The organism is Cupriavidus sp. 05T313, assembly GCF_056396665.1.
The window spans coordinates 1-5939 of the sequence record NZ_JBFTLX010000424.1; the positions used below are offsets into that span (position 1 = coordinate 1).

A 5939-nucleotide genomic window follows, 5' to 3' on the forward strand; every position below is an offset into this window, starting at 1 on the left:
TGCCGAGGGGGCATGCGTGGGGCGTGGCCGTACACGAGTCGTTCGGGACGGTGGTTGCGTATGTCGTCGAAGTGTCCGTCGCCAAGGGTGAGGCGCGCGTGCACAACGTCACGGCCGGTGTCCACTGCAATCGCGTCGTCAATCCGCTGGAAGCCCAGGTCCAGGGCGCATGCATCTTCGGCTTGTCGATGATTCGGCCCGGCTTCGCCATCGAGATGGAGAACGGAGTGGTTCGGAACAGCAATTTTCCGGACTATCCGCCACCGCGGATGCCGGATGCACCGCGCATCGACGTGTTTTTTGTGCCGTCCGAAGACGCACCGTCGGGACTGGGCGAGCCTGGCGTGCCGCCGATCGCCCCGGCGGTCGCCAATGCACTGTTCCGGCTGACGGGCAAGCGCCAGCGGCAGATGCCCTTCGTCGTCTGATCGTTCAGATGCAGAGAGGCATCACGTCCTCTCTGCCCCACAATTGATCGATAGCAGCAACCGTTCGGTTACTGTCCGCCCTGTATGACGCCCCCCGCACCTGATAGTGTTCCCTCAAAGGGCTTTGGCATCCTCGATGACGATGGATCTGTAACCGGCAATTAGCAATCTCGAATCGATACCAGCATGAGTATTGAGCCCCATAAGCTACTTATAATGCACTTCGAGAGTGAGGCACCGACCGCTCGTGGGTACTGACTACCGCGCGCCAGGATTCCCTATGCGGCTTGTCTGGTGTCGGTATCCGTAGGGGTGAGGCCGTATTCAAGCCGAGATGCACGTCATTTCGCAAGCCGGTGAGTGCGAAGCTGCGCATCCTAGCGTCGCTGGGTCAGACATGCTCGAAACTTGTCGCATCGGTCCCCGGCCGTCAGTTCATTCCGTCGCTTCCAGCTCTACTAGTGCGTCCTTTCGCCGGATGCTGCTTGGCGACACGCCGTAGGCGCGTACAAAGGCCCGGCGCATACGATCGCGGTCCGCAGACCCTGTGTCCCGCGCCACGGTTTCCATCGGGTGACGACCTGACTCGAGCATGGTTCTGGCCGCTTCCAGCCGGAGCATCTCGACGGCCTTAGCCGGGGACTGCCCGGTCTCCTCGCGGAAGACACGGCTGAACTGCCGCGGCGACAGGCGCGCGGCATCCGCTAGCTCCTCCACCGTCAGCGCATTGCGCAGATTTTCCTTCGCGTAGATCAGCGCGCGTTTGACRCGATCGCTGCGCGGCTCGAGTTCCAGYAATGCCGAAAACTGGGATTGCCCACCGGGGCGGCGGTAATAGACGACCAGGCGTCGGGCCACGTTACGTGCCAGCGCCGCGCCGTGGTCGTGCTCGATGAGCGCCAGGGCGAGGTCCATCGCCGCAGACATGCCGGCCGAGGTCCAAATGTTTCCGTCCTGCACAAAAATCCGATCCTCGTCGACACGAACCTGAGGAAAGGTTTCCTGCAATCGTCTGGCATGCAGCCAGTGGGTGGTAGCAGTCTTTCCGTCCAGCACGCCGGCCTCGGCAAGCGCGAACGCGCCCGTGCAGATGCCCGCGACACGTCGTGCCTCGCTGGCCGCGCGGCTGATGTAGGACTTCAGCCCGGGATCCAGGGGGCCGGGGACACGAACCCCCGCAACCATCAACGTATCGGGCATCGCGTCCAACTTGGTGGTCACGATCCCCAAGCCAATCGTCGAGTGAACGATACCGCCGTATTGGGAGAGGATCGTCATGCGGTAGCCCTCTTCGCCGAGCTCCACATTGGCCAGTTCRAACGCGGATAGCGCCGAGAGACCGATGACCTGGAATCCATTTTCTAGAATCAAGCCGATTTGCCGCATTRCTTCTCTCGTGTTACGAAGTCGACTGCCTGAGTCGAGCGCCRCGCAGCCYGAAGATGTCCGGAATCTCCGCGAWTTCGTCTGTCCGCGGAGACACGTCCAACCCTATCCTTGCCATGCCTTCGCGGCGCCCCCGCAGGCRTGGGGCTCCGCCCCGGAACCGGCAACCGAACAAGCATGCCCAGCAATCGCACATGCGACGAGCGGCCACTCGTCTRCATYGTCGACGACGAAGAYGCAATCCGCACATCTTTGTSCAGCCTCCTCCGCTCCGCCGGCTTTGCCGCGYGTACCKTCGAGSRCACAGCCACCTYTAACGCGTCCGAGAAGCCSGACCGACCGAGCTGCTTGCTGCTCGACGTCCGCCTGCAAGGTGAAAGCGGACTCTACTTTCAGCAAAAGGCCACCGAGGTCCATCGCATGCCCTTCATCTTCATGACGGGCTTCCCCGACATCGGCAGTTGCCTGCGCGCCATGAAAGCAGGTGCCTCGGACTTTCTGCTCAAGCCGCTTTCCGATCATCAGGTGATCGAGTCGGTTACAGCTGCGATCGCCGAGGATGGAGTTCGGCTGCGTGCAGAGCGCTTGCGCACTGAATGGCTCAATGCCTACCAATCGCTCACGCACAGGGAGCGCGAAGYGCTAGTTCATGTAKTCCGYGGTGCGAWGAACAAGCAGATWGCAGCCGAACTTGGCATCGGCGATATCACCGTCAAGGTACACCGCGCTGCGGCGATGCCTAGCCGACATTGTGCGCAAAGCCSACCTAATCGGYCTCACACCGGACAGTGATGATCGYCTCCCCGATCATTTTGTCCCGAATCGACGGATTAATGACATGTGAAACCGCATGGGTTTCCACCACATTAGAGGGCAAGTGGCGCTGCTGTCTGAAGCACTGAGGCAAGCGCTTTCTCTTCTAACGAAAGGATGTGGTAATGCAACTCACCGGGAACACCATCTTTATTACGGGCGGGACGTCGGGCATTGGCCTGGAGTTGGCGAAGGCCTTCCATGCCTTGGGAAACAAGGTCATCATTGCTGGACGCCGCAAAGCACTTCTGCGGCAGATCTCCGCGGAGTATCCCGGCATCGATGGCGTCGAACTCGATATTTCCGACGCTGCCGACATCGCGCGTGTGGCGAAGGACTTGATCTCGGACTATCCCGCTCGACGATTATCTACAACACGTCGGTGCTGGCGTATGTCCCGATCGCCACTAATGCAGTCTATTCCGCATCGAAAGCGGCGCTGCACTCTTATGCCCTGTCGCAGCGCTTCATGCTCCGCGCGACCAACGTGACAGTCCAGGAGATCGCACCGCCTTGGGTCGACACCGACCTCGTCAAGAAGAGCGGCGATCCGCGTGCCATGCCCCTGGACGCGTTTATCGAAGAAACCATGCGCGGCCTCGGGACCGAAGAGCATGAGGTGTTTGTCGAGTCCATTCGCGCCATGCGCGATAACCCGGGACTCGGCGAGCATCAGTTGGTTCACGACTTCAACCAGTACATCGCCGATAACCCCATCCCGGTTTAACGAGAAGCCTGGCGCCCCGGCCCGGAGTGCCAGTGACCACGCGCAGGAGAAGATCTGTGTCACACAATAGCCGTGCGGTAACGGCACCCGCGGCCTCCGCGGTACCCGCCCCCGAACGCAACGACTCGCTTGTACCCGCCTTGTTTCTGGCGCTCGGCACGTTTGCGATTGGCACCGAGGGATTCATGATTGCGCCTCTGCTATCTACGATGGCAGCCGATTTCGGGATGACCGTGCCACATATCGCACTGCTCGTCGTGGTATTCACACTGACCATGGCCGTGAGTTCACCTGTCGCGACGGTCATGACGGCGCGATTACGGCGTCGCAGCGTACTGCTGTTCGCCATGACCATCTTTGGCGGAGGAAACCTGCTGGCCGCCTGGTCGCCCAGCTTCGGGCTGCTGATGACCGCACGCGTGATGATGGCCGTTGCTTCTGGTCTATATGTGCCCAACGCCAACGCCCTTGCCGGTGCGATCGTATCTGCTAGCAAGCGAGGCCGGGCGTTGGCCATTGTGAGCGGGGGTATGACACTGGCGATCGCGCTGGGCTTGCCTCTTGGCGGCGTAGTGGGACATGCCTTCGGCTGGCGTGCCACCTTTCTGGCGGTCGGCGCGATGAGCCTGACGGCGATTGCAGGGATTCTCGTCGGCGTCGCCCGGGATGCCGGTGCTGGCATTCCTGTGGCAACGCTATCGCAACGGCTCTCAATCGCCCGTCAGCCTGCCGTCGTCCGATTGCTTTCGGTGAGCCTATTCTGGTCCATTGGTGCCTATGCTGCATATCCCTATATCGCAGCCTACCTCTCTCGCGTGCTTGAATTCGACGCAGTTGGCATCAATGCGACTGTTTCGATGTGGGGCCTGGCGGCGGCAGTGGGTGTTACGGCGGGAGGGACGCTGACGGACAAGTTTGGCTCGAGCCGGGTGGCGCGCTACTCGCTTTTCGCCCTGGCACTTTCATTCTGGGCGCTCGCCTTGTCGGCCTCCACGCATTCGGCGGGCCCGGCGCTGTTACCAGTCCTGGCGGCGATCGCGGTATGGGGCTTCGCCGTCTGGGCGTTCTTCCCGGCACAGATGTCGCGCCTGATGGCAGCCGGCAGCCCGTCCCAGGCACCGCTCTCGCTGGCCTTAAACACGTCGACCATGTACTTCGGCTTTTCCATTGGCAGCGCGATAGGTGCGGCGATTCTGGCGACTGAGGCAATCTGGGGCATTGGCCTATTCGCCGGCGCGTGTGAGATGGTCGCCCTTATTCTCAATCGCCATGTGGCACAGGCTAGGTAATGAAAAAGGTCCATTCTATGAACAGCATCGCGAAAGCCATCATCGACGCCCACGGGGGCATCACCCAATGGCGGAAATTTACAAAGGTCCAGGCCGACTTGAGCCAAGGTGGGGCACTATGGGCTATCAAATCCCAACCCGGTGTACTCGACACGACTACGGTCACAGTAAGTACCGACAGGCAATGGGCATCACACGAACCGTTCGGAACGCTCGCGAGCAGGAGTGACTTTATGGGACGCCGAATCGCTCTACTAGATGCGGCTAACCAAGTTCTGCAAGAGCGTATGCAGCCCCGCACCTCGTTCGAAGGACACAAGCTGGAAACCCCTTGGGATCCCCTGCAGCTAGCCTTCTTCGCTGGCTGTGCGATGTGGACCTACCTGAATACACCATTCTTGCTCGCATGGGACGGTGTAGTGTGCGAGGACGCTGGGACATGGACAGAGCGCGGCGAAACGTGGCGCAAGATCGAGGTGCGCTACCCAGATTCGCTAGAGGTCTTCAGCAATGCACAGGCAATCTACGTTGATTCCGACAATCTAGTACGCCGCCTCGACTATGACGTGGAGATCGCCGGCAATACAGCCGGAGCGCATTACGTCGGCGACTACATCACGGTTTCAGGCATCCGCTTCCCGACAAGACGTCGTATCTATCCGCGCCTGCCCGACGGTCAAGCGATCCCGGAGCCGCTGGTCGTCTCGATTGATGTCAACAACATTACCCTTAGCTGAAGAAGGAGTTACGCAGCGCGAGGAAGTATGTCGCGGCATTCTAGCCATATCTTTGCCCCCAGAATGCACGCCAACACGCTCTCCATTGCGCTCAATCGACTCATTTTTCCTAGCCTGCGGCTTCTCTAATCTTGTAGGGTCGAGAACTGGCGCGCGCACGTTAGGCTCCGGTGGCAGTTCCACTGCTTTCGCAGTGGGCCTCAGTCCGGCTGCCGTGGCCACGTTTCCAGCTCCCGCCTCATCGAACGCAGCGGGCCGTTTTCCGGCACTACGCTCTCCTGCCTGCTTCATGTCAACGCTTATGGGACCTATCATGCTGGGGACGCTTTCATTTGCGTTTTGTAGCGAACCTTATAGCCATTGAACAGCTTCAGTTCGCCATACAACCACCGCTTACTCCACGTCTCCCAGCCGAAGCCCTGTTGCTGCCGGGATCGCTGCATGTGGCGCCTGATCTTCTTTTCCACCCAGTCTTTCACGAAGCTGAAGCACTCACTGGAATGTCCAACAGCGAAGTAGTTCACCCAGCCACGTAGCACCGGGTTGATCAATTCGACAA

At 60.3% G+C, this 5939-nt stretch carries 6 protein-coding genes and 2 pseudogenes; 6 read left to right on the top strand and 2 right to left on the bottom strand.

Annotation, left to right across the window (positions count from 1 at the left end):
• Both AC1DKD_RS40185 and AC1DKD_RS40190 read left to right on the top strand, forming a co-directional pair.
• Positions 1 to 428, top strand: a 428-nt coding sequence (locus AC1DKD_RS40185; protein WP_477144644.1) for a molybdopterin cofactor-binding domain-containing protein, incomplete at its 5' end; no start/stop codon positions are given.
• A gap of 251 nt (positions 429 to 679) precedes the next feature.
• Positions 680 to 805 (top strand): annotated as a pseudogene (locus tag AC1DKD_RS40190) (hypothetical protein); the annotation flags it as partial.
• 58 nt (positions 806 to 863) lie between these two features.
• On the opposite strand, the gene AC1DKD_RS40195 reads toward AC1DKD_RS40190, so the two are convergent.
• A complete protein-coding gene (locus AC1DKD_RS40195; RefSeq protein WP_477144645.1) occupies positions 864 to 1814 on the bottom strand; it encodes a GlxA family transcriptional regulator in 951 nt (316 codons plus the stop codon).
• Positions 1815 to 1991: 177 nt separating this feature from the next.
• On the opposite strand from AC1DKD_RS40195, the gene AC1DKD_RS40200 reads away from it, so the two are divergent.
• The 4 genes and pseudogenes from AC1DKD_RS40200 to AC1DKD_RS40215 all read left to right on the top strand — a co-directional run bounded on the left by AC1DKD_RS40200 (position 1992) and on the right by AC1DKD_RS40215 (position 5380).
• Positions 1992 to 2606 (top strand): response regulator transcription factor, encoded by a 615-nt coding sequence (locus AC1DKD_RS40200; protein WP_477144646.1) that lies wholly within the window; start codon positions 1992 to 1994, stop codon positions 2604 to 2606.
• 146 nt (positions 2607 to 2752) lie between these two features.
• Positions 2753 to 3354, top strand: a pseudogene (locus AC1DKD_RS40205) (SDR family oxidoreductase).
• A gap of 140 nt (positions 3355 to 3494) precedes the next feature.
• Positions 3495 to 4643, top strand: coding sequence for an MFS transporter (locus AC1DKD_RS40210; protein ID WP_459572969.1), 1149 nt, complete (start codon positions 3495 to 3497; stop codon positions 4641 to 4643).
• Between the two features lie 17 nt (positions 4644 to 4660).
• Entirely contained in the window at positions 4661 to 5380 is a 720-nt protein-coding gene (locus tag AC1DKD_RS40215; protein WP_459572972.1) for a hypothetical protein, read from the top strand.
• A gap of 311 nt (positions 5381 to 5691) precedes the next feature.
• Here AC1DKD_RS40215 and AC1DKD_RS40220 read toward each other — a convergent pair.
• The coding region (locus AC1DKD_RS40220) for a group II intron maturase-specific domain-containing protein (RefSeq protein WP_477144647.1) at positions 5692 to 5939 on the bottom strand (248 nt) is incomplete at its 5' end.